We start from the raw sequence: 22,371 nt of genomic DNA on the forward strand, positions 1-22,371 counted from the left end.
TAGATAGACTTTGGATACGAACGGGAACAGTCTATTTATAGGGATTTTTTATTGAATTACAACTCTATTTGTCATTATATCACAAACTTACTATATAACCAAAATAACTTTTTGCCATAACTACTTGTAATGTATTTTTAGTATATATGTATTTATATTTAAAAATCATGTCTATTATTTTTACAGTCATTTGCTTATTTTTATTATTTTTTGGCATTTTTTACACTTTTTGTTATTAATAATCTTGACATATAAACGCAATCGTTATATTATGTCTACCAACATAGTATGTATATATGTTTTGTAAGGGAGTGTTGTTTATGGACATAAAAATTACACGTACATCCAAACCAAAGGCCAAGCCGGACCAAAAGGCTCTTGGCTTTGGTAAATATCTTACTGACCACATGTTCCTAATGGACTACAATCCAGAGCAGGGCTGGCATGATTTCCGCATAGTCCCTTATGGGCCTATTCCCATGGAACCAGATGCTGTAGCACTCCACTATGCTCAAGAAACCTTTGAGGGATTGAAAGCCTACCGATATCCCGATGGTTCTGTTCATCTCTTCCGTCCAGATATGAACGCCAAGCGTTTAATCAACTCCAACAAACGCCTTTGTATGCCAGAGGTTCCTGTAGAGCTCTTTGTAGATGCCTGTAAAGCCATTGTCCGCGTAGATGAGGACTGGGTACCATCCGAGCTTGGAACCTCCCTTTACATCAGACCGTTTATGTTCACCAGCGAAGGCCAGATTGCACTGCATAACTGCACTCGCTTTACCTTTGCCATTATTCTCAGCCCAGTAGGTGCTTATTTTGCTGAAGGAATCAACCCTGTAAAAATTCTGGTTGAGGACGAATATGTCCGGGCAGTAAAGGGTGGTACGGGTTTTGCCAAGTGTGGCGGTAACTACGCCGGAGCCATGATTGGTCAGGAAAAGGCTGAAAAGCTGGGCTATTCACAGGTTCTATGGCTGGACGGTGCTGAGCGTAAATACGTGGAAGAAGCTGGTGGTATGAACTTCATTTACTCCATTGACGGTGAATTCTGGACTGCTCCTACAGAGGGAACAGTTCTCCCAGGTATTACAAGAGATTCCATTCTCCACATTCTCCGGGATTGGGGAGTAACGGTTCGTGAGGAACGTATGGATATTGATACTCTTATGGCTGCCGGCCACAACGGCTCCTTAAAAGAGGCCTTTGCCTGTGGCACCGCCGCAGTAATATCCCCAGTAGGTGCCTTAAACTACAAGGGTGATGAGGTTACTATCAACAATTTCACTATTGGCCAGCTGACCCAGAAACTATACGATTACCTCACCGGTATTCAGTGGGGCAATATAGAAGACAAATATGGTTGGACAGTGCCGATTAAATAACAATAATTGATAATCAAAGTTTATTTTAATGATGCAAGAGGCTTTCACCCCCTATGCACGTTTTTTAGGAGGAATAAGTATGGCTAACAATGAATTATGGAAACTGGTTGCAGATTTAAAGGGTCCAAAGTATAAATGGGTAGACCTGACCCATGAGCTCAGCCCAGAGACGCCCCACTGGTATGGCTTCAAGCCACTCCAGCAGGACCTGTTATTTGATTATGTAGATGGAACAGCAGAAGACAAGCTGGCCCCAATGAGGGTTTATCAGTACAGTGTTGCCGGTCAGTATGGCACCCATGTTGATGCCCCGGTTCACTTCCACGGCAATGGCCGTTCCCTCAGTGAAATAGAGGTAAATGAGCTGGTATTCCCATTGGTTGTTATTGACAAATCCACTGAATGCGCCGCTAATCCTGATTTTATCCTGACCGTTGATGACCTCAAGGCCTGGGAAAAGGAATATGGCAAGATTCCTGAGGGAGCCTTCGTCGCCTTCCGTTCCGACTGGTACAAGAAGTCAAATCTGGACAATCCGGATGAAAATGATGTGCCTCACTACCCTGGATGGGACGTCGCAGCTATTAAGTGGCTGGTGGAAGAACGTAATATTGGTGCCATTGGCCATGAACCAGCTGATACTGACCCTGGCTTTGTAACCACCAAGGAGGGTGCTTATCCTTACCCGGGTGAACAGTACATCCTATCCGTGGATCGATTCCAAATAGAGGTTATGCGTAATCTGGACCAGCTGCCACCAACCGGAGCCATTATCGTAACTGCATTCCCTCGTCTAAAGGATGGCCCTGGCTTCCCGGCCCGTGCCTTTGCCATTGCACCAGCTGAATAAAGTATTATCCCGTATTTGAAAAGGAGATTTGAAATGGCACTGAAATTTGATGAGCAGCTTTCCCGTTTACAAAAGCCTGATCGGTCAGAAATGACTGATGAGGAATATAAGCTCTTTGACAAAAATGTAAAGGCTATGATGAAAAACTGGGGGTTCATTAATAATCTTTTCAAAATTTTGCCCCTAAACGCCAAGGAATATATTGGTTTTCTCAATTTGAAGCAGTCACTGTACAATGACACATGCTATCTCACCGATGCCCAAAAGGAAATGATTGGTGTTGTGGTGTCTTCCTACAACTGCTGCCATTATTGTCTGACTACCCACGGTGATAATCTGCGAGGTATGTGGAAAAACGCCCGGCTGGTGGATACCATCAGCCACAACTATAGGGCGGCCAAGTCAGAGCTATCCAAGGTAGACTATGCTCTTTGTGAGTATGCCTGGTATGTTACTGCTCATCCTCAGGAAATCGGCCAAGAGCAGGTGGACAAGCTGCGTGAGGTTGGTCTTGATGATCACCAGATTTTGGAAGCAGCCTTTGTGGCTGGCTTCTTCAACTACACCAACCGATGGGTAAGTACCATTGCCCCGGTAGCTAACCCTGGTCATTTCAATCATAACAGGGATTTTAATGAATAGCATACCCGTCAAACTTGTTTTGACTCTCCTACATTCATAATACACACACTAAAAGGGACTGATTTTTCTCAGCCCCTTTTAGTGTGCTCTAATAATCCGGACTCATACCTAGCAATTACCGCGCAAAATTTCATCATCAATATTTTTCAGTGTTTTCCTGTCGATTTGCTTAAGACCGTCAATCAGTCTATCTATGTCCTCTCTGGTGTTAAACAGCCCCAGACTTATTCTGATAGTACCATCAAACCGTTTACTATTCAGGTATCGATGAATACGTCCGGCACAGTGATGCCCCGCCCGGACGGCAATATCAAATTTATAATCCAAAATAGCTGCGACCTCATTGGCCCGAAACCCATCAATATTAATTGACACCACTCCAGCCTGATTATGACAATCACCTGGTGCCAGATATATGTTAATATTAGGAACAGTTGTCAGCTTGTTTAATAAATACCGCGTCAACTTTTCTTCCTCTTCCCAAGACTGTACACCCTTCAACCACTCCAGGGAAGCCGCCAGACCAGCAATAGCCACACTATCCATACTGCCACTTTCTAATTTGGCTGGCATATAACGGGGCATTACAGGATTCTCGGCCTGAATACCATTCCCACCTACAATAAATTCCTGCAAATCCACTCCGTTTTTAATATACATCCCGGCAATACCAAAAGGACTGTATAGGGTTTTGTGCCCAGCAAAGGTAAGTACATCCGCTTTGGTTTGTGCAAAGCGAATTTTTAACAAGCCAACGGCCTGCGCTCCATCCATCAAGGTAAAGGCTCCATACTCCTTGGCTAAGGTAAAAATTTCCCTGACTGGCAGCACATACCCCGTAACATTACTTATGGCCGTAACGCACACCAGCTTGGGGGGCTCCACCTGAAACAAACTGGCCGTCTGCTGTAAATCAATGGATAAATCCTTCTTTAACGGCAGCTCCACCACCTTGATTCCCTTACGCTTTACTAATAAATGCAACGGGCGAAGCACTGCATTATGCTCATAGGGAGAAACATACACCACATCCCCTGACTGATACGTCAAGCCATTAATCACCATATTTAGTGCAATGGTTACTGATGGGGTAAAGGCAACCTCCGCCTGCTCACGGCCATCAATTAGGCTAAGGAGCTGCTGCTTCACCTGTCGAATCATGGCATTGGCCTCACGGGCAGCCTTATAGGCTCCCCGTCCGGCATTTACTCCCTTATTGCGGGCAAATTCATCAACCGCCCGATACACAGCCTCAGGCTTGGGAAAGGTGGTAGCCCCATTGTCCAAATAAATCATTATCAATCACCTGACCTGTCAACATAGGATTTACTCCACAGTATACGTCTTTTACCTATTTGTCAAGTATGTGATATTAAAGCTCATTAAATCACAAAATAGAGCGTTTGCGGAAGGCTTCATATAAGAGAATTGCTGCAGCAGCAGAAACATTAAGAGATTCTGCCTTACCGGTCATTGGTATAAATACCTTCTGGTCAGAATCCTCCAGCATTTTTGCCGATACCCCATTGCCTTCATTTCCAAATATTATAGCACAAGGGCTGACATAATCAGCCAAATAATGCCTTACAGCCGTTTCATCTACAGCAGTAGCTATAAGAGTCACTTCGTTATCATGGCAAACATCAATTAATTCATCAGGATTTACGCCTGTCATTACCGGAATATTAAAGATGGAACCCATTGATGAACGTACCACCTTATCCGCAAAAATATCCGTAGCACCTTCCAGACACACCACGCCAGAACAGCCCATGGCATCGGCTGTACGAATGATGTTACCAGCATTGCCTGGATCCTGAACAGCGTCCATAACGGCAATAAGCGGGGCGGAAGCATCATTACTATTGGAATTAAGAACCTCCTGCCAAGTAAAAATACGATAGCCCATTACCAGCAGTAACCCCTGCGGAGTAACCGTATCCGCCGCTTTATTATAGAGCTGATCACTTACCTGATAAACGGGGCAGCCCTTCTCCTGAAGCAGCTCCACTACAGCTACAGCCCTTGGATTATTCATAGCCGAATCGGAAATCAAGGCATATTCCATAGGCCAGTCGGATTGAGCGGCCATTTCCACCAGGCGAACTCCCTCGGCTACAAAAAGATTTTCCGATTTACGATATTTATTGGTATGCAGCTTGGCTGCCAATTTTATCTTTGAATTAGCGAGACTTTCGATACGTTCAAGCTCAATCATCAGCTCAGCTCCTTTCTCTCATTTTTACATTATACCACAAGGGCATTTTTTTGCACCAAAATAAAAAGAGCTGCCTATGAAAGACAACTCTTAATAATTGATATTACAGGTTTTCCTTAGCAACTGCAACCATCTGAGCAAATGCATTAGCATCGCTGATAGCAAGGTCAGCCAACATCTTACGGTTAACCTCTACACCAGCCTTGGTGAGACCGGCGATAAGACGGCTGTAGGAAATACCATTAGCACGTGCTGCAGCATTGATACGAGCAATCCAAAGACGACGGAAAACGCCCTTCTTCGCACGACGGTCACGACGAGCGTAGTAGAGAGCCTTCATAACGGTCTCATTTGCCTTCTTAAACTGCTTGCTCTTGGAGCCCTTGTAGCCCTTTGCTAACTTTAAAATCTTATTATGACGTCTATGTGCAGTCACGCCGCTTTTAACTCTTGGCATGTTCTTATCCTCCTAAATGTATCTATTATTTAATGAATTAAGCGTATGGGAGACACTTAATCTCGCGCTTGTAGTCGCCAGCAACCAGCAGAGCTGCCTTACGCATGTTACGCTTACGCTTTGGAGACTTCTTCTCCAGGATATGTCTCTTATAAGCCTTGTTTCTTCTAATTTCGCCAGTACCAGTTACAGTAAAGCGCTTTGCAGCTGCTCTACGAGTTTTCATCTTCTGCATTACTGTTTTCCTCCTTTAGTTTGAGCCTTAGGGGCTAAAATCATAATCATATTTCTACCTTCAAGCTTAGCATCCCGTTCTACGGTTACTGAATCCTTCAGCGCATCTGCAAACTTGCTAAGGATTTCCTTACCAAGCTCTGGGTGGGACATTTCACGGCCACGGAACATAATAGTTACCTTAACCTTGTCGCCATCCGCCAGAAAACGCGTAGCATTCTTCAACTTGACGTCAAAATCATGCTGTTCAATGTTCGGACGAAGCTTAACTTCCTTAATGGAAATAACCTTCTGCTTCTTGCGTGCCTCTTTCTCACGCTTCTGCTTTTCATATCTATATTTACCGTAATCCATGATACGGCATACAGGTGGCTTCGCCTTTGGAGCAATCTCCACCAAATCAAGATGCTGCTCCATAGCCATATTTAATGCATCCTTAACCTGCATTACACCCAATGACTGTCCTTCTGCGTCAGTCACGCGGATCTCACCGCCACGAACTCGGATTTCTTCGTTGATTCTCTCAGTTTCCTTACTAATAAAAAACACCTCCCGCTTCATTTTTTAAACATATAAAACAAAATGAGGGCGGCATACACCACCCTCAACAAATACAATCTGTATCAAACCCGCTGACTTAATCAGCAAGGTGAGAAGCGGTGGCCTCTGCTTTGTTTACCTTGAATATGTTACCACTGAAAAGCCACGCTGTCAACAGATATTTTATATTTTTTAATACTCAGCAGACTTGGTTGCAATCTTCTCCTGAAGCAGTGCAATGAACTCGTCTACCTTCATGGTTCTTGTTTCCTTCTGTCCATGGCAGCGTACGTTTACAGTGCCATCAGCCACTTCCTGATCTCCTACTACCAAGAGATAAGGAATCTTCTTAACCTGGCCCTCACGCATCTTATAACCAACCTTTTCATTGCGGTCATCTACCTCTACGCGATAGCCCATATCAAACATTTCCTTTTTCAGCTCAAAGGCATAGTCCATGTGCTTGTCAGTAATAGGTAGAATCTTGGCCTGAACAGGAGCCAACCAGGTTGGGAAAGCACCGGCGTAGTTCTCGATGAGAATACCTATAAAGCGCTCAATAGAACCATATACTACACGGTGAATCATAACAGGACGATGCTTCTGGCCATCCTCACCAACATAAGTCAGATCAAACTTCTCCGGCAGCTGCATATCGAGCTGAATGGTACCACACTGCCAGGTACGACCAATGGAATCCTTCAGATGGAAGTCGATTTTCGGACCATAGAATGCGCCATCACCTTCGTTGACAATGTACTCCAGGCCACGGTTGTTCAAGGCATTGCGGAGGCCATTGGTAGCCAGTTCCCACATCTCATCAGAGCCCATGGAATCCTCAGGGCGAGTGGACAGTTCAGCATGATACTCCAGGCCAAAGGTGCTGTACACCTCATCAAAAAGGTCGATAACCTTCTGGATTTCACCCTCAATCTGCTCAGGAGTCATGAAAATATGGGCATCGTCCTGAGTGAAGTTACGAACACGGAAAAGACCATGGAGAGCACCAGAAAGCTCATGGCGATGAACAAGACCAAGCTCACCGGCACGAAGCGGGAGATCACGATAGCTGTGCTGCTGGGTCTTATATACAATCATACCACCTGGGCAGTTCATTGGCTTTACTGCATAATCTTCACCATCAATTTCAGTGAAGTACATATTTTCCTTATAATGAGCCCAGTGACCGGAACGCTCCCAAAGCTGGCGGTTCAAAATCATTGGAGTCTTTATTTCCTGATAGCCATAGCGACGATGAACCTCACGCCAATAGTTTATCAGCTCATTTCTGATTACCATGCCATTTGGATGGAAAAATGGGAAGCCAGGGCCCTCCTCGTGGATGCTGAAGAGATCAAGCTCCTTGCCCAGCTTACGATGGTCACGCTTGGCAGCCTCCTCCAGCATGTGGAGATATGCATCCAGCTCATCCTTTTTCTCAAAGGCAGTACCATATACACGCTGAAGCATTTTATTCTTAACGTCACCGCGCCAATATGCACCTGCTACGCTCTGGAGCTTTATAGCCTTTACCTTACCAGTGGAAACAACATGAGGACCAGCACAGAGATCAGTGAACTCGCCCTGGGTATAAAGGGAAATAGTAGCATCCTCAGGCAGATCATTAATAAGCTCCACCTTGTAGCCTTCACCAGCAGCCTTGAACATATCAAGAGCCTCCTGACGACTTACTTCCTTGCGCTCCAGCTTCAGGTTCTCCTTAACGATTTTGTTCATCTCTTTTTCGATGTCCTTAAGGTCTTCCTCAGTAAGGCGCTTTTCCATATCAATATCATAGTAGAAGCCGTTATCGATAGCAGGACCGATAGCCAGCTGAACATTCTCAGACTTATAAAGTCTTTTAATAGCTTGGGCCAAAATATGGGAACCAGTGTGACGCAGTGCCCAACGGCCTTCCTCATCCTCAAAGGTCAGGAATTTGATATTGGCATCCTTATCGAGAACAGTGGTAATATCCTTGGTCTCACCATCAATACTAATAGCCAATACCTTCTTTGCCAAACTGTTGCTGATGGACTTCACCAGCTCAAGGCCGCTTATGCCAGCCTCAACTTCACGAACTGCGCCATCTGGCATAGTTAATTTAATCATGATCTATTCCTCCCAAATATAAATTATCAGACACAGGGAAATAAGCAAGATGAAAACATACTGGTTTTCATCAGCCCTTATACAAAATCTAAAGCTCATCTTCGTCCTTTATACTTGATTCACTAAGATTTTGTAATAAAAAAATACCTCTATCCCATATAGGGACGAGGTATATACTTCGCGGTTCCACCCTGCTTGCCACATCTAATACATAACATATTATGATGCGACCAACTTTGTTGATGTTAACGGACTCATTCCGGCAGCATTTAGTAAAATTTCATACTGCGGCTCCGAAGGGGTAACAACAGACTCAATTATAGGACTTTCCAGCAACCGTCCCTCTCTGAATAACGAACTTCTGCGTCATGGCTTCTTCACGGCCTGTGCAATATCTAAATTACTGTCTAATTATAGTATTCACATTACCTACTGTCAAGAAGATTATTGGCGGCTGGCCACCTGAACCTTCTGATTATCGCTGGCTATAACTGGTATTTGCAGCTTACGGCCGGCTCTAAGATCACGGTCATTCTTTATATCATTGATTTCCTTAATGGCAACAGTAAGCTCCCGGAGCTGTTCACTGTCAGAGGTATAACGGCTGGCAATAGTTTCAATACTTTCGCCGTGCTGCATGATTACAGTATCAAACTCAGATGTTCTGAGATAGGAATTAGTCAAATTGAAGGGAGAGAGAACAGCAAGTCCAATAACTATGGCAATAATAATATTTTTCATAATATCTGCTCCTTTACTCTTAAGAAAATCAGTTCTAGGAAAATCAGTTCCAAGAAAATAAGTTCTTAAAACTTTTGTTTGGTGATATATTATCACGGAATCCATGTTCTGTCAATATAATACCAAACAAATTTTCGTTGATTTTATTATTCCTTTTTGATACAGTATCTTTGTTGATTTTAGTAGTACAAAGGAGGTTCCCATGGTTTTACACGGAGCCGTGATTATTGAGCAGGGCGTTAAATTTGCTCTTATATCCGTAAAACAATCCGTTACCCAATACACTGTCCGCTCCACCAGATTCCGCCAGGCCGTTAGACCATTTTTTCCTAACATGCCTATTATTCTAATGTCCCAGGACAAAGATGGTATCCCCCACTACTATGGCCGCAAGGATATTGTGGAATTTTTGAAAACCGTACCTCTGGATCGGATTCCGTGGAAAGTGTATCACATCTATTAACTAAGTACATGAAATAATGGCAAAAAAAATAACCATCCCACTTAAACTGGATGGTTATTTTTTATTTTACCATAATACTTGCCTATTACTTACGGAGCTCTGCGTTAAACTTCTTCTCCACTGCTGCAATAATCTTGTTGAAGGACTCATCAACCTCTTCATCAGTGAGTGTCTTATCATTGGATTGGAACAGCATTGTAAAGGCCACACTCTTTTTACCTGCATCGATCTGCTTGCCGGTATATAAATCAAAGAGAACAGCCCTCTTGAAGTATTTACCGCCATTTCCGATAATAGTCTTTTCGATGTCAGAGGCATTTACATCCTTGTCCACCAAAATGGCCAAATCACGGAAAACAGCCGGGTACTTAGGCAGTACATCAAAGTTAAACTTTGCTGAGCTATACTTCATCAGTGTAGGCACATCCATTTCAAAAATATATGCTTTCTTGGTAATACCAAAGTTTTCGGCCACCTGTGGATGAAGCTCACCTACAGCTGCAATAATATCCTTACCCTTCTTGAAGAGAGCAGTCTTACCAGGGTGCATTGCAGTATACTCCCCTGCCTCCACCTGATATCTGTTAATATTACGTCTTGCCAGCAGCTCCTCCACAACGCCCTTGGCATCGTAGAAGTCAATCATATCATCACCGGTATTCCAGCCCACTGGATTGCGGCGGCCACACATAAAGCCTGCTACCTTCACCACTTCATCAGGAAGTTCAGTGAGAGGCAGTGATTTTGGATAAAATACAGGTGCCACGTCATAAAGACGGATATCCTCATTCTTGCGGGAAAGGTTACGAACAGCATTTTCAATAACGCTGGCCAAAAGGCTGGTACGAACCAGCTGTGCCTCTTCAACAAAAGGATTCATAAGAGGAATGGCATTGCGAAGGGGACTGTCTGCCGGAATCAGCATCTTGTCCAATACATCAGAATTAGTGAAGCTAAAGGACAGCTCCTCACTCAAGCCTATGTGGGTCAAGGTAATCTTAATGTGGTCAATGAAATCCTGCAATGGACTCTGAACTCCCTGAACCATTGTCCCCTCAGGAGTTGTAGAGTGAATATTGTCAAAGCCGTAGATGCGGGCAACTTCCTCGGAAATGTCCTCCATAAAGGTTACGTCGTTTCTCCAGGAAGGAACTGACACATGGTAGCCCCCATTGCCATCAGCCTCACACTTGAAATCAAGGCTTTCCAGAATTTCCACCATTTTTTCTGCTGGAATATCAGTACCCAGGCGCTTGTTAATCTGCTCCGGGGTAAAGTCAACAGAAACAGGCTCCTTTTCCACTGGATATACATCTACAATTCCCTTGGTAACAGTACAGGCACCCATGTCCTGAAGAAGCTGGGCCGCTCTGTCAAGAGCACGCATGGTCTGAGTTTCATCCACACCACGTTCAAATCGTCCGGAAGCCTCAGAACGCAGGCCACAGGAACGGGCAGTACGACGGATGCTGGCACCATTGAAGGCAGCGGCCTCCAATACAACAGTAGTAGTATTTTCGGTAACCTCAGACTCCAGGCCACCCATTATACCAGCCAGGCCAGCTGGCTTTTCGCTGTCGGCAATAACCAGCTCCTCACCTTTGGCAATACGGGAAGAATCGTCAAGGGTATGGAGGTTTTCCCCAGCTGCAGCCCGACGTGCAGTAAGACTTTTACCAGCTATCTGGTCATAATCGTAGGCATGCATAGGCTGTCCCAGCTCTACCATTACGAAATTTGTTACGTCTACAATATTATTGATGGCACGTATTCCTGCATTTTCCAAACGAACCTGCATCCACTCAGGAGAATCCATAATCTTTACATTTTTTAACACTCTGGCGGAGAAACGGGAGCAAAGGTCATTTGCCTCAATGCCAATCTTAATCATATCAGCTGTAGAGGCTTCATCATCCTCATTAACCTTAATTTCAGGCCACTTCGGGGCGTTGCCGGTAAGTACTGCAATTTCACGGACCAAACCAAAAACACTGAAGCAGTCACCGCGATTGGCGGTAAGCTCAAATTCCAGGATATCATCATCAAGGCCCAAAGCGTCCTTGGCTGGAATGCCAATTTCAGTATCGGCAGGAAGAATGTAAATTCCATCCTTCTGCTCATCAGTCAAGGTGGTAAGATCCATTTTAAGCTCATCTGCAGAGCAAAGCATTCCGTTGGATGGAACACCGCGAAGCTTGCCCTTGGAAATCTTCAGGCCATTTGGCAGCTTTGCACCAATCATGGCAACTGGAACAATATCCCCATGTTTTACATTCTGGGCACCAGTTACAATCTGAATCAGCTCTGGCTGGCCCACATTCATCTGGGTGATAAACATGTGGTCAGAATCAGGATGACGCTCAATTGATTCTACCTTACCTGTTACAACCTTATCCAAGCCCTCGCCGGCGTGAATCACATTCTCCACGGGAATACCAGCCATAGTCAGCTTGTCAGCCAGCTCATCGGATGTTTCGTTGAAATCTATATAATCATGAAGCCATTTAATAGATACCTGCATTTTCTATCCCCTCCCTAATTAAAACTGTTCCAGCAGACGAATGTCGTTGTCGTAGAACAGACGTAAATCATCAATACCATATTTCAGCATGGTGATACGCTCAACACCCATACCGAAAGCAAAGCCACTTACCTTGGAAGGGTCATAGCCACTCATTTTTAATACATTTGGATGAATCATACCAGCACCCAGTATTTCCAACCAGCCAGTTCCCTTGCACACACGGCAGCCCTGGCCCTTACACATTACGCAGGAGATATCCACCTCGGTGCTTGGCTCAGTAAATGGGAAGAAGCTAGGACGCAGACGAACCTTAACATCCTTGTTGAAAATCTGACGAAGGAAGTCCTCCAAAGTACCCTTCAAATCAGAAAAGCTGATATTCTTGTCAATAACCATGCCCTCAATCTGGGTAAACATTGGGGAATGGGTGGCATCATAATCGTCACGGCGATATACCCGGCCAGGTGCAATCATGCGGATTGGGCTGTTTGGCTCATGGGCCTCCATCGTACGGGCCTGCACAGGAGAAGTCTGGGAACGCATAAGAATATCTTCTGTGATGTAGAAGGAATCCTGCATATCACGGGCAGGATGATCCTTTGGCAGATTCAGTGCCTCAAAATTGTAATAGTCCTTCTCGATTTCAGGACCCTCCTCCACGCTGAAGCCCATACGCATGAAAATATTCTTGATTTGCATAAGGGTTACGGTAAGAGGATGAATATGACCATGATTGGTTGGACGGCCAGGCAAGGTTACATCAATCTTTTCGCTGGCCAGACGCTTTGCCATCTCCTTAGCCTTGAGCTCCTGGTTTTTCTCTGCAATAAGCTGCTCCAGCTGCTGACGGGCCTCGTTTACAATCTGACCAATGCGGGGACGATCCTCGGCACTGAGCTGTCCCATCCCCCTGAGAATTGAGGTAAGCTCACCCTTTTTACCAAGATACTTTACACGAATATCATTTAATTCATTAAGAGTACCAGCTACATCTTTAATAGCCTTGGCTGCTTCCTGACGCAGCTGTTCAATCTTGCTTTCCATAGTTGCCTCCTATACCATATATGAATTCCGAATACCGCTTTATGCATTCAGAATTCCGCATAATAAAAGACCCTCACCCAATAAGGGGCGAAGGTCTAATTCGCGGTACCACCCTAATTTATAACTCATTTACGCCATAACGCTGCTGTGCGCCCCGACTACATCTCTTCACCAGGGAGGCTCCAGAGTGAACTTCACCCGGCCTTAGCTGCCCTGTTCTCAGTTATCAGGACTTCCTGTAAGCATATCTCCCGGCTACTCTCTCTTTCCTTGCCTAATGTAAGACATTTTATCACTAACAGATAAATATTGCAAATTAATCTTTGTGGGTTATTCACTGCCTGGGAATAGCTGCTCCTTTAAGTTGCCTACCATTTTGCTGAGAATCCCCAGGAAAACCTCCTTGTCTTTTTCGGAAATCCCGGTGAATTCGGCTTTAACCCAGTTTTTACGGCATTTATCAATAGCCAGAGCTACTTTTTTCCCCTCCGGGGTAACCATAATATGGTTCTTGCGATGATCCACTACATCCTTTTCCCGGACAATATACCCCAACCGTTCCAATGAATTCAGCTCTCTGGTAACATAGGCCTTATCCATATTCAGGCGTCGGCCAATATCATCCTGTACCAGTCCCTCATGGAGAAATGATGAATACAACACCGCCCCCATGGTAACCGTTCTGATGGAATATTCCTTCATGCTCTGCTCAAAATATCTCTTCCAATACATAACAAGAGCAGACATTGTCATCTCAATTGATTGGGTTACTGATATTTTCGTCTCCATTATAATCCTCTCACTCAAAATTTTCTCTATTCATGGTACATCGGCCCAAGCTATATAAAACAGCCTCCATAGGAGATAAATTATCTGTTGTGGTGCCACTGGTCTGGGTGCTGATAATATTGCCGTAAGAATCAGATATATCCTCCTGAACTGTAATCTGATATACCTTTCGTGTCAGCTGCTTTGCCCCAATACTAACCCGGCATATACGGTCACATGATGCCCTGATAGCAGCAGCATTCTGAGCTTTCTCATCCGTCTCATCACCCTCTACAGACTCATCAAACTCATAGCCTTCTATCAGCTCTGTAAGCTGTTTCATATATTCTGTATCATTATCGATATCATCAGGAAGGTGTACTACAGCAGGAGCCAAATAAGCTCTTCCCTTTACCGGTTTCCCGGGTAAAGAAAATCCCCTGGCTGTTTCATCTACAACGACATGTTTATGTAAATCCTCATTTTCCGCCTCTAAAGTATCCAATAAATTGCGAATGGAAGAATCAAGATACTCGGACATATTATGGCTGAATTTCAAAGAATTGGGATTACGCTTGCATTTAACCTCTTCACCTGTCTGTTCATAGCCAGCCTTAATGAACTGCAACAATCCATGAACCGGATCGCCACTCATGGTATATCTGGTATGCTTTACTACGTTTCCATATTCATTGGCAAAGGTTTTATTTCCCACGGCAGGCGCACCAAATGTCACCACTTGAATACTCCCCGGCGGAATACCCATACATTCCATGCGGGTACCCAGCAATACTGCCACTGCTCCACCTAAACTATGGCCAGTAAGAATCAATTCCTCATTATCCTTATAGATAATATCCATCAAAGGATCAACCCCCAAGGAGCCATCCTCCTTTGGCGTAAAAAAGGCAGTCTGGGTATAGTCATTAAATCCTTTATGAACCAACGGCTGAGCTGATGTGGTTTTCTCAGTTTTAGCATATTGTTCAAACTCCGAAGGAACCGAACCGGCAAAAAGGACCTTCTGAAATCTAAGGTCCACCTCCACATCCTTCATCTTTTCCGTCCCGGGAACCGCAACGATATTGAGAAATTTTCCCGTAAGATCTTCCGGTTCCTTTGATCTAAGCAAAATGAAGTTGGTAGCAGCCTTCTCATCTTCGTGCTTGTAATTAACAATGTCATAGCCAAAATCAGAAATCACATCCCTGATGACCTCATTCAGCTGACTCTTGTAGGCCATCATATCCAAAAGAGCACAGGCATACTGAACACCGGCATTACGGACAGCCTCTGATGCTGCACTGGCCTGACCAACAGCTACAAAGAGAACCAAAGAAACTGCTATTACGATTTTACCGCCAAAAGATATCAATTTAGATACGCATTTTGAAATCTCCATAGCCAAATCCCCTTACAATCTCCACCTCACCACGGTTATTTACTGCACAAATATGAGGCAGTGGCATTCCGTTGAAGGTATTGTTCTTTACCATGCTGTAAATTGCCATATCACCAAAGAGAAGTCTGTCCCCAGGCTTTAAGGCATTGTCAAAGGAATAGGTCCCAATAGTATCTCCCGCAAGGCAAGTAGGCCCTGCCAAGGTGTATGTATGTGGCTTCTCTTTAGGCTCCCCACTTCCCATAAGAGGTGGTCTGTATGGCATTTCCAAAACATCCGGCATGTGACAGGCAGCGGAAGTATCAAGAATTGCAATATTTGCCTTCCTCCCATTGAGCGGTGTGGCCTCAATAATCTCCAATACTGTTGCCACCAAAAAGCCTGCATCAAGAGCCACAGCCTCCCCAGGTTCAATATACACCTTTAAGTTGTATTTATTCTGTATTCTGTTTATACAATCCTCCAAAAGAGGAATATTATAGTCATCTCTGGTAATGTGATGGCCACCGCCAAAGTTCAGCCATTTGAGATACTTAAAGTATTTACCAAACTTTTCTTCCACAGCCTCAAGGGTCTCCGCCAAAGGCTCCGCCCCCTGCTCACAAAGGGTGTGAAAATGAAGGCCACTGATACCATAAAGGAACCCCCCCTCCGGGACCTCATTCAGGGCCTGCTCCAATTCACTGAGCTTGGTGCCCAAACGGCTGTCACCGGAGCATGGATCATAAATGGCATGCTCCTCCGGCTGGGTTGAATGCTCCGGGTTAATCCTAAGTCCATAAGAACGGCCGGCCTCTTTCGCCATTGGCGCATATTTCTTCAGCTGACCGATGGAATTAAACACTATATGATCACATATCTCCAGAATCTCTGAAAAGTCCTTCTCCTGATAGGCAGGAGAAAAAACGTGGTTTTCCCCGGGAAATTCCTCATGGGCCAGCTTGGCCTCATAGATGCCACTGGCGGTGGTTCCCTTTAGATACTTACTGATAAGGGGATAGAAATGAAACATGGAAAAGGCCTTCTGTGCCAATAAAATACTGCACCCCGTTCTATCCTGAACCCCTTTAAGTATTTCCAGATTGTGCCTTAGCCGTGATTCCTCCACCACATAGCTGGGTGAAGGAACCTCCTGCAGCCATTTAGGCTGATAGACAAAGCTCATCAGTCCACCAATGCAGGGTTATGGCTTTCCTGCCAAGGCAATCCCCACTTGTTAAGAGCCTCCATAAATGGATCCGGATCAAATTCCTCAATGTTAAATACGCCAGGCTTCTTCCAAGTGCCGTTCATTACCAGCATGGCACCAATCATAGCTGGTACACCAGTGGTATAGGAAATGGCTTGGGAACCAACCTCCTTGTAGCACTCCTGATGATCGCAAACATTGTAAAGATAATAGGTCTTGTCCTTGCCGTCCTTCTTGCCCTGGAAAATACAGCCGATGTTGGTCTTGCCCACAGTACGAGGTCCGAGGCTGGCCGGGTCTGGCAAAACAGCCTTCAGGAACTGTAATGGAACAATCTGCTTGCCTTCAAACTCAATTGGCTCAATGGAGGTCATACCCACATTTTCCAGGCACTTCAAATGACGGAGATAGCTCTCGCCAAAGGTCATAAAGAAACGGATGCGCTTAATGCCCGGAATATTGATGCCAAGGGATTCCAGCTCCTCATGGTGCAAAATATACATATCCTTTGGTCCCACCTCTGGGAAATCGTAAACCCGCTTGATTTCCATAGGCTCAGTTTCAACCCACTTTCCATCCTCCCAGTAGCTTCCCTTGGCAGAAACCTCACGGATGTTGATTTCAGGGTTAAAGTTTGTTGCAAATGGATAACCATGGTCACCCGCATTGCAATCCAAAATATCAATATAGTTAATTTCATCAAATTCATGCTTTAATGCGTAGGCGCTGAATACACCAGTAACACCAGGGTCGAAGCCAGAGCCCAAAAGTGCAGTAATACCTGCCTTCTCAAAGCGCTCACGATACTCCCACTGCCACTTGTACTCAAACTTGGCAGTATCCTCCGGCTCGTAGTTTGCAGTATCAACGTAGCTTACCTTGCATTCCAGACAAGCATCCATAATAGTAAGATCCTGATAAGGCAAAGCCAAATTCAGTACCACATCAGGCTTAACCTCTTTCATAAGAGCCACAAGCTGCTCAACGCTGTTGGCATCCACCTGGGCAGTAGTAATTTTACATACATTGCCATACTGCTTTTCCAGTACTTCCTTCAGCTTGTCACACTTGCTCTTGGTGCGGCTGGCAATGCAGATTTCGTTAAATACCTCGTGATTCTGTACACATTTATGAATTGCTACACTGGCTACACCGCCGCAGCCAATAACTAAAACCTTACCCATTGTAATTTATTCCTCCTATATATGAAATAATAGTAACTATTGTAAGTCAGCCAGCAAATGAGTTTTCCTAGAGCAATAGAATGTAGAGCGTTAAGAAAATATTTTTAGCGACACATTCGTGCTATAGGAAGGCCATCTGCTGGCTCTATACCAACTGGGGGCCTTTTATAAATGGCTCCTCCAGCTTTAACAGCATTTCCCGCAGAATTTTTAATGCGGCAGCTGTGGATGCACCACTCTGATCCAAGCCAGGGGACAGCTCCACTATATCACAGCCAACAACATTCAGGCCACAGCCTGCTATAGCCGCCTCCATCAGCTCTTTAAAGGAAACACCGCCATATTCCGGGGTCCCTGTGCCAGGGAAAACTGATGGATCCATTACATCCAGATCGATCGTAAAATATACTGGCTTGCCCTTCAAGGCTGCCAGCGCTTGTGGCATGGCCGTCAAATCAAATTTATGAAGATGGGTGTGCTCCCTTGCCCACTGGAATTCCTCACGCAAACCGCTGCGAATCCCCAGCTGCCAGATACGGCCATCCCCCACAATATCCCAGGCCCGCCTAATAACCCCTGCATGGGTCAAATGGGTACCAAGATACTCATCCCTAAGATCAGTATGGGCATCAAAATGAAGAATATGAAGATCTGGATATCTTCTGGCCACAGCTCTGATAGCGCCCAAAGATACTAAATGCTCACCGCCAATCATAAAGGGCAGCTTGTTGGCTTCAAGAATCTCCTCCGCCCGCATTTCAATATCCTTAAGGGCCTTTTCCGCATCACCAAAGCACAGCTCAAGATCTCCACTGTCAAAGACCCTGGCAGCCTCCATGTCCAAATCCTGATATGGGCTGTAGGTCTCCAGACCGTATGATTCACCACGCATTATCTTGGAGGCAAAGCGGGTACCTGGTCTGAAGGAGGTGGTACTATCAAAAGGAGCACCGTAAAGCACAATCCGTGCCTCATTAAAGGGGGCCTCACAGCCCAAAAAGGTCTCTACATTAGGACTCAACATCTCTCAGCAACTCCTCTACATAGTTTGGCAGAGCAAAAGCACCGGCGTGCAGAGCCGTATTGTAATATTTCAGCTTTAAGCCCAGCTTTTTCCACCTATCCCAATTTACCCCCTTCACAGGATGATATTTCTTGGAAGCAAAGCCAAATAGCCAATGCCCCGACGGATATGTTGGGATATGAACCTGATACACCTTGGAAATCGGGAAGGACATACAGATTCGCTTGTGAGCCCTCTGCATAGCCTCAGCGTCGCCCTCATAAAATGGACTTTCATGCTGATTAACCATTATGCCGTCATCATGGAGAGCCTTATAACAGTTGCCATAGAATTCTCTGGTAAAGAGGCCCTCCCCCGGGCCAAAGGGATCTGTGGAATCCACAATAATAATATCGTATTCGTCATTGACACGACGAATAAATTTCAAACCATCCTCGTAATAACAGGTAACCCTCGGGTCATCCAGCTTCAGAGCTGTAGAGTGGAGATACTTTTTACTAACATCCACCACTTCCTCATCGATTTCCACCAAATCAATTTTCTCAATAAAATCATATTTGGTTAGCTCACGGACCGTGCCACCGTCACCGCCACCAATAACAAGTACCCTCTTTGGATTTGGATGCACACACATAGCCACGTGGGTAATCATTTCATGGTAGATGAACTCATCCTTCTCTGTCAACATCAGGTATCCATCCAAAACCATAATACGGCCAAATTCCTTGGAATCAAAAATGTCGATGCGCTGGAACTCGCTTTTACCACTGTAAATCTGCTTGTCAACTTTTATTGAAAGGCTAACATTCTCAGTATGTTTTTCTGTGTACCATAACTCCATCTGTATCACCTTTATTTCATAACATTTAAGAACTTAATATTCATATCCTCCGGGCCGGTCATGGAACAGCCCTTTTTCTTGGCATAACGGATATACTGGAGGATTTCCTCTGTAATTTTTTCCCCTGGAGCCAAAATTGGAATGCCAGGCGGGTAACACATAACAAACTCGCTGCAAACTCTTCCAACAGTCTGGTCTATAGGCAGGGACTCTTTTTCCCCATAAAATGCCTCCTGAGGTCCGCAAATCACCTGAGGATTAATATATTCCGCCTTCAGCATTTTACGTCCTGTCTGACGATAATTTCTACGAATCTCAGCCAAAGCGGAAACCAGACGTTCAATATCCTTCAATCGGTCTCCCACAGACACATAAGCCAACAAATTGGCAATATCACCAAACTCTGTCTGAATATCGTACTCATCGCGAAGAATATCATAAACCTCTATACCGGCCAGACCAATGGAACGGGTATACACCGACAGCTTGGTGATATCAAAATCAAATATGGAATCACCATTAATCAGCTCCCTGGAATAAGCATAGTAATCACCAATGGTATTAATCTCATCCCTGGCATATTCCACCTGATCAATAATCTTATCTATTATTTCCTTGCCACGAAGAGCCATATTTCTACGGGAAACATCAAGACTGGCCAGCAAAAGATAGGAGGCAGAGGTGGTCTGTGTTAAATTGATAATCTGATGTACATATCCCTCCGGCACCCGATTCCCAATCAGCAGCATAGAGCTCTGAGTAAGGGAACCGCCTGACTTGTGCATGGAAAGAGCCGCCATATCCGCATCGGCGTGCATAGCGGCAACAGGCAGCTTATCACTGAAATACAAATGAGACCCATGGGCTTCATCTGCCAGCAGCAGCATACCATTATCATGGGCCAACTTTGCAATAGATTTTATATCTGAGCATATACCGTAATAAGTCGGATTATTTACAAAAACCGCCTTGGCATCAGGATTTTCCCTAATAGCCTGCTCCACATCAGCCACACTCATACCCAGAGAAATACCCAGCATGGAATCCATCTGGGGATTTACATACACAGGTACCGCTCCACAAAGAATCATGGCGTTAATGGCGCTTCTATGCACATTACGGGGAATAATAATCTTATCCCCCCTCTTGCAGGCAGTCATGACCATGGCCTGTACAGCAGAGGTGGTGCCCCCTACCATAAAAAAGACATGGGCCGCCCCAAAGGCGTCTGCAGCCAACCGTTCAGCATCCTTAATAACGGACACAGGATGGCAGAGGTTATCAAGCATCTTCATGGAATTAACATCCACAGAAAGACACTTCTCTCCCAAGAATTCCGTCAGCTCCGGATTACCCCGGCCCCGTTTATGTCCGGGCACATCAAAAGGAACCAGACGGGCCCGCTTCATCTTCTCCAAAGCCTCCAATATAGGGGCTCTGTCCTGAGAATAGTATTCCATTATTTCTTTCTCTCCTTAGAAAACATTAATCCCGCTAAAGATTTCAATCATTTCCTTACGCAGGTTATCATGTATTTCCAGGCGGGTCTTTGGTGGAATTTCATAAATATCCGTATTGAACAGATAATTTTGCAGGTCCAGCTCCTTGATAAGCATCTTGGTATGGAACAAATTGGCCTGATATACATTTACATCCACCGTATCATATTTATCTATGGTTTTCTTATCGATAAAATTCTGAATGGAGGTGATATTGTGATCCATGAATAGTTTTTTTCCGGAAAGGTCACGGGTAAAGCCTCGCACCCGATAATCCATGGTAATTATATCTGAATCGAACATACCAATAAGATAATCCAGGGTTTTCAACGGGGTAATTTCACCGCAGGTAGCCACATCAATATCCACGCGGAAGGTAGCTATACTGGTTTCCGGATGAAATTCCGGATAAGTATGAACCGTAACATGGCTCTTGTCCAGATGAGCCAGAATGGTTTCATTAACAGGCTTAACTACCGTATCTCCCAATGGTTTTTTTTGCCCGGAGGAAACCGCCGCCTCCTCTGCAATAAGCAGAGTAACACTGGCACCCTGAGGGTCATAATCCTGCTTGGACACACTAAGAACCTGAGCGCCTATCATTTCCGTTACCTTAAACATTATCTTGGTCAAACGCTCCGAGTTGTACTGGGAATCAATATATTTAATATAATCCTGTTGTTCTCTAGGTGTCTTAGCATAACAAATATCATAGATATTAAAGCTAAGGGATTTGGTCAGGTTGTTAAACCCGTAAATTTTCAGCTTATCTTCCAATCTGATCTCACGCCCCTAATAATAATTTTTTACATAAAAAAACTCAGGTACAGCAGCCTGTGCCCTGTTCACCCTGAGAAAAAACAGCAATTAACCACAAATGAGCCATTGTGCTGCGGAACAGTCGAAAATGCTGCTTCTACAGTTATTGCTGATTTGGGTATTTCTCCCTCTTAAGCATATATTATTGTATATTAAATGGTTCATAAAAGCAAGCATTCTCCCTGCTTCATCGGTTTTAATTTTCTTAATCATCATCTATGGTTTCAATTAAAAAACTCACAGGCCGAAATCCGTCATTACAGGAAATCATGGCCGAACGGGGATTTTTCATCCAACCGTCATAGAAATTCTCTCCACCGTGGGCCAGAGCCATCACAAAGGGAGACATGCTTTCCCAGGCGCTTTCACAAAGGCCATGCGGGCGCTGCCAGCCATTGGCCACAAAGACCTGTCCTTCTTCCATCTCACAGGCAT

The 22,371-nt window shown here is 44.7% G+C and carries 22 protein-coding genes and 2 other annotated features; of the genes, 4 read left to right on the forward strand and 18 right to left on the reverse strand.

Annotated elements, in window-relative coordinates; translation table 11 throughout:
- The first annotated feature begins 320 nt into the window (after positions 1-320).
- From ACKI5G_RS02805 to ACKI5G_RS02815, 3 genes are all read left to right on the forward strand, one after another.
- A complete protein-coding gene (locus ACKI5G_RS02805; RefSeq protein ID WP_407397447.1) occupies positions 321-1,385 on the forward strand; it encodes a branched-chain amino acid aminotransferase in 1,065 nt (354 codons plus the stop codon).
- Between the two features lie 79 nt (positions 1,386-1,464).
- Positions 1,465-2,235 carry a cyclase family protein gene (locus ACKI5G_RS02810; protein ID WP_407397449.1) on the forward strand — a complete coding sequence of 257 codons (771 nt, stop codon included), beginning with the start codon at positions 1,465-1,467 and terminating at the stop codon, positions 2,233-2,235.
- Positions 2,236-2,268: 33 nt separating this feature from the next.
- Positions 2,269-2,877: a peroxidase-related enzyme gene (locus ACKI5G_RS02815; protein WP_407397451.1), complete on the forward strand. Its 609-nt coding sequence runs from the start codon at positions 2,269-2,271 to the stop codon at positions 2,875-2,877.
- Between the two features lie 108 nt (positions 2,878-2,985).
- Here the strand turns inward: ACKI5G_RS02815 and ACKI5G_RS02820 are convergent, their stop codons facing one another.
- The 7 genes from ACKI5G_RS02820 to ACKI5G_RS02850 all read right to left on the reverse strand — a co-directional run bounded on the left by ACKI5G_RS02820 (position 2,986) and on the right by ACKI5G_RS02850 (position 9,179).
- Entirely contained in the window at positions 2,986-4,173 is a 1,188-nt protein-coding gene (locus tag ACKI5G_RS02820; protein ID WP_407397453.1) for an aminotransferase class V-fold PLP-dependent enzyme, read from the reverse strand.
- A gap of 91 nt (positions 4,174-4,264) precedes the next feature.
- Positions 4,265-5,095 carry a TrmH family RNA methyltransferase gene (locus ACKI5G_RS02825; protein WP_407397455.1) on the reverse strand — a complete coding sequence of 277 codons (831 nt, stop codon included), beginning with the start codon at positions 5,093-5,095 and terminating at the stop codon, positions 4,265-4,267.
- A gap of 103 nt (positions 5,096-5,198) precedes the next feature.
- Entirely contained in the window at positions 5,199-5,552 is a 354-nt protein-coding gene (gene rplT / locus ACKI5G_RS02830) for a 50S ribosomal protein L20 (RefSeq protein WP_027396133.1), read from the reverse strand.
- Between the two features lie 37 nt (positions 5,553-5,589).
- The gene (rpmI, locus tag ACKI5G_RS02835; RefSeq protein ID WP_027396134.1) at positions 5,590-5,787 is read right to left on the reverse strand and encodes a 50S ribosomal protein L35; all 198 of its coding nucleotides are present in this window, start codon (positions 5,785-5,787) and stop codon (positions 5,590-5,592) included.
- On the reverse strand, positions 5,787-6,347 hold the full coding sequence (infC, locus tag ACKI5G_RS02840; RefSeq protein ID WP_051555301.1) for a translation initiation factor IF-3: 561 nt from the start codon (positions 6,345-6,347) through the stop codon (positions 5,787-5,789). The genes rpmI and infC overlap by 1 nt, the downstream gene beginning before the upstream one ends.
- 13 nt (positions 6,348-6,360) lie before the next feature.
- Positions 6,361-6,464, reverse strand: a sequence feature (ribosomal protein L20 leader region).
- Between the two features lie 54 nt (positions 6,465-6,518).
- The gene (gene thrS, locus ACKI5G_RS02845; protein WP_407397458.1) at positions 6,519-8,438 is read right to left on the reverse strand and encodes a threonine--tRNA ligase; all 1,920 of its coding nucleotides are present in this window, start codon (positions 8,436-8,438) and stop codon (positions 6,519-6,521) included.
- A 444-nt stretch (positions 8,439-8,882) separates the two neighbouring features.
- A complete protein-coding gene (locus tag ACKI5G_RS02850; RefSeq protein ID WP_407397460.1) occupies positions 8,883-9,179 on the reverse strand; it encodes a LysM peptidoglycan-binding domain-containing protein in 297 nt (98 codons plus the stop codon).
- A gap of 202 nt (positions 9,180-9,381) precedes the next feature.
- On the opposite strand from ACKI5G_RS02850, the gene ACKI5G_RS02855 reads away from it, so the two are divergent.
- A complete protein-coding gene (locus tag ACKI5G_RS02855; protein ID WP_407397461.1) occupies positions 9,382-9,642 on the forward strand; it encodes a hypothetical protein in 261 nt (86 codons plus the stop codon).
- Positions 9,643-9,727: 85 nt separating this feature from the next.
- Here ACKI5G_RS02855 and pheT read toward each other — a convergent pair whose 3' ends face one another.
- From pheT to ACKI5G_RS02910, 11 genes are all read right to left on the reverse strand, one after another.
- Positions 9,728-12,163, reverse strand: a complete 2,436-nt coding sequence (gene pheT / locus ACKI5G_RS02860) for a phenylalanine--tRNA ligase subunit beta (RefSeq protein WP_407397463.1) — start codon at positions 12,161-12,163, stop codon at positions 9,728-9,730.
- Between the two features lie 18 nt (positions 12,164-12,181).
- A complete protein-coding gene (gene pheS, locus ACKI5G_RS02865) occupies positions 12,182-13,210 on the reverse strand; it encodes a phenylalanine--tRNA ligase subunit alpha (protein WP_407397465.1) in 1,029 nt (342 codons plus the stop codon).
- Between the two features lie 80 nt (positions 13,211-13,290).
- Positions 13,291-13,490, reverse strand: a binding site (T-box leader).
- 50 nt (positions 13,491-13,540) lie between these two features.
- A complete protein-coding gene (locus ACKI5G_RS02870) occupies positions 13,541-13,999 on the reverse strand; it encodes a MarR family winged helix-turn-helix transcriptional regulator (RefSeq protein ID WP_407397467.1) in 459 nt (152 codons plus the stop codon).
- Between the two features lie 10 nt (positions 14,000-14,009).
- Positions 14,010-15,380 carry a lipase family protein gene (locus ACKI5G_RS02875; protein WP_407397469.1) on the reverse strand — a complete coding sequence of 457 codons (1,371 nt, stop codon included), beginning with the start codon at positions 15,378-15,380 and terminating at the stop codon, positions 14,010-14,012.
- A complete protein-coding gene (gene nspC, locus ACKI5G_RS02880; protein ID WP_407397471.1) occupies positions 15,355-16,545 on the reverse strand; it encodes a carboxynorspermidine decarboxylase in 1,191 nt (396 codons plus the stop codon). Before nspC ends, ACKI5G_RS02875 begins: the two co-directional genes overlap by 26 nt.
- Positions 16,545-17,753, reverse strand: a complete 1,209-nt coding sequence (locus ACKI5G_RS02885) for a saccharopine dehydrogenase C-terminal domain-containing protein (protein WP_407397473.1) — start codon at positions 17,751-17,753, stop codon at positions 16,545-16,547. Before ACKI5G_RS02885 ends, nspC begins: the two co-directional genes overlap by 1 nt.
- A gap of 145 nt (positions 17,754-17,898) precedes the next feature.
- On the reverse strand, positions 17,899-18,777 hold the full coding sequence (gene speB / locus ACKI5G_RS02890; protein WP_407397475.1) for an agmatinase: 879 nt from the start codon (positions 18,775-18,777) through the stop codon (positions 17,899-17,901).
- Positions 18,764-19,618 (reverse strand): polyamine aminopropyltransferase, encoded by an 855-nt coding sequence (gene speE, locus ACKI5G_RS02895; protein ID WP_407397477.1) that lies wholly within the window; start codon positions 19,616-19,618, stop codon positions 18,764-18,766. Before speE ends, speB begins: the two co-directional genes overlap by 14 nt.
- A gap of 11 nt (positions 19,619-19,629) precedes the next feature.
- Positions 19,630-21,078: an aminotransferase class I/II-fold pyridoxal phosphate-dependent enzyme gene (locus ACKI5G_RS02900; RefSeq protein ID WP_407397479.1), complete on the reverse strand. Its 1,449-nt coding sequence runs from the start codon at positions 21,076-21,078 to the stop codon at positions 19,630-19,632.
- A gap of 15 nt (positions 21,079-21,093) precedes the next feature.
- The gene (gene speD / locus ACKI5G_RS02905; protein ID WP_407397481.1) at positions 21,094-21,894 is read right to left on the reverse strand and encodes an adenosylmethionine decarboxylase; all 801 of its coding nucleotides are present in this window, start codon (positions 21,892-21,894) and stop codon (positions 21,094-21,096) included.
- 247 nt (positions 21,895-22,141) lie between these two features.
- Positions 22,142-22,371 (reverse strand): TIGR04076 family protein (locus ACKI5G_RS02910; protein WP_407397483.1); only part of this gene is annotated, 230 nt, incomplete at its 5' end.

The sequence above is a fragment of the Anaerovibrio sp. genome, assembly GCF_045637405.1.
GTDB lineage: Bacteria > Bacillota > Negativicutes > Selenomonadales > Selenomonadaceae > Anaerovibrio.

Bases quoted from the DNA above. Each gene is read 5' to 3' on its own strand.
- pheT (WP_407397463.1), bottom strand. From the start codon at position 12,163: ATGCAGGTATCTATTAAATGGCTTCATGATTATATAGATTTCAACGAA.
- infC (WP_051555301.1), bottom strand. From the start codon at position 6,347: ATGAAGCGGGAGGTGTTTTTTATTAGTAAGGAAACTGAGAGAATCAAC.
- rpmI (WP_027396134.1), bottom strand. From the start codon at position 5,787: ATGCAGAAGATGAAAACTCGTAGAGCAGCTGCAAAGCGCTTTACTGTA.
- thrS (WP_407397458.1), bottom strand. From the start codon at position 8,438: ATGATTAAATTAACTATGCCAGATGGCGCAGTTCGTGAAGTTGAGGCT.
- ACKI5G_RS02850 (WP_407397460.1), bottom strand. From the start codon at position 9,179: ATGAAAAATATTATTATTGCCATAGTTATTGGACTTGCTGTTCTCTCT.
- ACKI5G_RS02900 (WP_407397479.1), bottom strand. From the start codon at position 21,078: ATGGAATACTATTCTCAGGACAGAGCCCCTATATTGGAGGCTTTGGAG.
- ACKI5G_RS02810 (WP_407397449.1), top strand. From the start codon at position 1,465: ATGGCTAACAATGAATTATGGAAACTGGTTGCAGATTTAAAGGGTCCA.
- speB (WP_407397475.1), bottom strand. From the start codon at position 18,777: ATGTTGAGTCCTAATGTAGAGACCTTTTTGGGCTGTGAGGCCCCCTTT.
- ACKI5G_RS02870 (WP_407397467.1), bottom strand. From the start codon at position 13,999: ATGGAGACGAAAATATCAGTAACCCAATCAATTGAGATGACAATGTCT.
- nspC (WP_407397471.1), bottom strand. From the start codon at position 16,545: ATGAGCTTTGTCTATCAGCCTAAATGGCTGCAGGAGGTTCCTTCACCC.
- ACKI5G_RS02805 (WP_407397447.1), top strand. From the start codon at position 321: ATGGACATAAAAATTACACGTACATCCAAACCAAAGGCCAAGCCGGAC.
- ACKI5G_RS02825 (WP_407397455.1), bottom strand. From the start codon at position 5,095: ATGATTGAGCTTGAACGTATCGAAAGTCTCGCTAATTCAAAGATAAAA.
- ACKI5G_RS02855 (WP_407397461.1), top strand. From the start codon at position 9,382: ATGGTTTTACACGGAGCCGTGATTATTGAGCAGGGCGTTAAATTTGCT.
- ACKI5G_RS02815 (WP_407397451.1), top strand. From the start codon at position 2,269: ATGGCACTGAAATTTGATGAGCAGCTTTCCCGTTTACAAAAGCCTGAT.
- ACKI5G_RS02885 (WP_407397473.1), bottom strand. From the start codon at position 17,753: ATGGGTAAGGTTTTAGTTATTGGCTGCGGCGGTGTAGCCAGTGTAGCA.
- ACKI5G_RS02820 (WP_407397453.1), bottom strand. From the start codon at position 4,173: ATGATTTATTTGGACAATGGGGCTACCACCTTTCCCAAGCCTGAGGCT.
- pheS (WP_407397465.1), bottom strand. From the start codon at position 13,210: ATGGAAAGCAAGATTGAACAGCTGCGTCAGGAAGCAGCCAAGGCTATT.
- rplT (WP_027396133.1), bottom strand. From the start codon at position 5,552: ATGCCAAGAGTTAAAAGCGGCGTGACTGCACATAGACGTCATAATAAG.
- ACKI5G_RS02875 (WP_407397469.1), bottom strand. From the start codon at position 15,380: ATGGAGATTTCAAAATGCGTATCTAAATTGATATCTTTTGGCGGTAAA.
- speE (WP_407397477.1), bottom strand. From the start codon at position 19,618: ATGGAGTTATGGTACACAGAAAAACATACTGAGAATGTTAGCCTTTCA.